Raw genomic sequence first — 2,479 nt, 5'->3', positions numbered from 1 at the left:
GACCTTTCCCCGGGCGAGCGTGTTCGCGCCGCTGGCGCGGGGATCGATGCGCCAGGTGAGCGCGTCCGCGGAGAGCCCGCGCACCGACGCGCCGCCGCCACCGACGAACACCACGTCGGGTTGGTAGGTCACCCCGGGGTCGGACGTCGGCGCGGCCCCGTACCGCTGCTCCGCCGCCGGGTCGGCGGTCGGCGGCTCGGGCGGCCTCGGTGCGGTGTCACCCCGCCCGCAGGCGGTGAGCAGGAGCACTGTCGCGGTGAGCAACGCGATCACCGGACGACGACGCCCCGGCCCGGCGGGCACCACGTCGCCGCCCCGCACGGTCACAGTCGACCGGCGACCGTGGCGGCCGCGGATTCCAGGGCCTTGCGATAGACGGCCGGGTCCTCGGTGCGAACCAACCGGACGCAGGCCCACAGCCCGTCCTTGCTGACGAAGACCGTGCCGTCCTCGGCGTACGACTCGTCGCCCACTCCACTGATTGGGGTCAGCTTGTGCCCGAGTTCGCGATCGATGTCCAGGAACTTCTTCGCGCCGTCACCGACATACACCTCGACCTGCGCGGTCGGGCCGGTCGACGGTCCGGTGTAGGTGCAGCTGCTCCGATCCGGCGCGGGCGGCTCCGCTGGCTCCGCCAGCCGGGTGCCGGCCAGCTTCTCGGCCTCCTGCCTGGTCAACAGCGTGCAGGCGTCGACGGCCGTGGTCGCCGGGGCCACCTGCTCCGGCGGCACCGACGGTTCGCCGTCGGAGGTGGCCGCCACTGTCGGCTGGACGCCGGCGGCGGGGTCGTCCCCGTCGCCGCTCGTGCCGCCGAACAGGGCGCAGCCGCCGAGCCCGGCGAGCGCCAGGACCGCCGCGGCCACGGCTCGTCCGGCGCGTCGCCACACCGGTGCGAGGTGGGTCATCGTGGCTCCTCTCCGTGTCTCGGACTCGGCCGGTTCCGGCCTCGGGCTCACAGCGGGAGGGCGTCGAGCACCGAGCGCAACGTCGACTCGTATCCGCCCGAGGTGGCGCCCAGCCGCTCGAAACTGCTCAGGATCACGGTGTAGCTGCCCTTGTCGCTGACCACGACGGCCTCACCCGCGATGTCCTTGACGGCCAGGTACGCCTTGCGGCCCTTGTCGACGTCCCGCACCTCCCGGTAGACCTGGGTGGCCTGATCACGCTGGTAGGCGTAGGTGCTTTCGCCGGCGAGCGGCGATGCGGTGGTGATGGTCAGCGAGGCGACGCCTTTGCCGTCGCCGAACAGGCAGTTGCCCTGGTCCTGCATCGACTGACCGACGAGGTCGGAGACCTGGGCAGCGCTGAACGGGCACGCGGGTCGGGGCACATCGGGCAGGTCACCGCCGGCGTCGGTGTCCGCGTCGGCGTCGACCCCGACGCCGACGACGGGGTCGCTGCCCCCGGTGTCGTCGGGGCCGCAGGCGACGAGCGGGATCAGCAGCAGCGAGCACCACAGGGGTGCGATCAGTCGGCGCACAGTCATGCTTCCTTCACCTGTCGTGGAACGTCCGAAATGGTGGGGTTGGCCTGCGGCGGATGGATCCACCAGGCCGGGATCAGCCGGTCCACCCGCCACGCGCTGACGGCGGCGGCAGCGGCCACCGCCTCCGCGTCGGGGCCTTCGACCAGCGCGATGACGACATCGTCGGTGGGCAACCGGATGGTGGCGACCAGCCGGCAGCCCACCGTGGCGATCAGCGGTGCCACCGCGCCCGCGTCGGCGGAGCAGTAGTACTGCTCCAGGACGAACAGGTGGTTGGCCATGACCCGACGCTAGGACGTGGCCGGCGGCGAGGAATCGGGCGTTTCCCTATGTTTGCGCTTCTGCCCTGGTCATCGCCGCGCCCAGCTCCGCACGGGTGGAGATGCCGAGCTTGCGGTAGACCCGGGCGAGGTTGGCCTCGACGGTCTTCGGGCTGACGAACAGTTCGTCGGCGATGGCCCGGTTGGTCCGGCCGCGCGCCGCCAGCCGCGCCACCCGATCCTCGGTGGGGGTGAGATGCCGGGGTGTCGGTGCCCGGCCGCCGACGCGAGCCAGCTCGGCCCGGGCGCGCTCGGCGAACGCGGCAGCGCCGATCGCGGTGAACTCCGCCACCGCCGCCTCCAGCGCCTGCCGGGCCGGCAACTTGCGGCGGGAACGCCGGTGCGCCATCCCCGCCACGAACAGGCAGCGTGCGCGATCCAGCGGCAGCACATCCGGCGGTACGGCGTCCCGCGCCGCCGTCAACGCGTCGAGCGCCGGCCCCGGGTCCCGGCCGGTGGCGCTGTCCAACAGCACGCGGGCCCGCGCGGTGCCCAGGATCGTCCAGGGCCGGGGCAGGCGGCGATGCCGGTCATTCAGACGTTGCAGCGCGGCGGCGGCCCGGTCGAGGTCGCCGGCCCCGACGCACGCCTCGATCCAGTCCGGCTCGAAGCGCATCGCCAAGGGCTCCACCAGACCCCTGGCATCGATCGTCGCGGCCAGGGTCGTGTAGGC

The 2,479-nt window shown here is 73.3% G+C and carries 4 protein-coding genes and 1 pseudogene; all 5 read right to left on the bottom strand.

The features are described 5' to 3' along the window. Positions 1-321: pseudogene (locus KBX53_RS29475) on the bottom strand (hypothetical protein); the annotation flags it as partial. A 2-nt stretch (positions 322-323) separates the two neighbouring features. Continuing rightward, the gene (locus tag KBX53_RS29470) at positions 324-905 is read right to left on the bottom strand and encodes a DUF3558 family protein (RefSeq protein ID WP_210862898.1); all 582 of its coding nucleotides are present in this window, start codon (positions 903-905) and stop codon (positions 324-326) included. 47 nt (positions 906-952) lie between these two features. Beyond that, positions 953-1,486 (bottom strand): hypothetical protein, encoded by a 534-nt coding sequence (locus KBX53_RS29465; RefSeq protein WP_210862896.1) that lies wholly within the window; start codon positions 1,484-1,486, stop codon positions 953-955. Continuing rightward, complete coding sequence (locus KBX53_RS29460) at positions 1,483-1,767, bottom strand: hypothetical protein (RefSeq protein WP_030338145.1); 285 nt, start codon at positions 1,765-1,767, stop codon at positions 1,483-1,485. Before KBX53_RS29460 ends, KBX53_RS29465 begins: the two co-directional genes overlap by 4 nt. Before the next feature lie 46 nt (positions 1,768-1,813). Further along, positions 1,814-2,479 (bottom strand): helix-turn-helix transcriptional regulator (locus KBX53_RS29455; protein ID WP_210862894.1); only part of this gene is annotated, 666 nt, incomplete at its 5' end.

Source organism: Micromonospora sp. M51 (genome assembly GCF_018070305.1).
GTDB classification, from domain to species: Bacteria; Actinomycetota; Actinomycetes; order Mycobacteriales; family Micromonosporaceae; genus Micromonospora; species Micromonospora parva.
This window is presented reverse-complemented; position numbering and strand designations above follow the sequence as displayed.

Bases quoted from the DNA above. Each gene is read 5' to 3' on its own strand.
- KBX53_RS29460 (WP_030338145.1), bottom strand. From the start codon at position 1,767: ATGGCCAACCACCTGTTCGTCCTGGAGCAGTACTACTGCTCCGCCGAC.
- KBX53_RS29465 (WP_210862896.1), bottom strand. From the start codon at position 1,486: ATGACTGTGCGCCGACTGATCGCACCCCTGTGGTGCTCGCTGCTGCTG.
- KBX53_RS29470 (WP_210862898.1), bottom strand. From the start codon at position 905: ATGACCCACCTCGCACCGGTGTGGCGACGCGCCGGACGAGCCGTGGCC.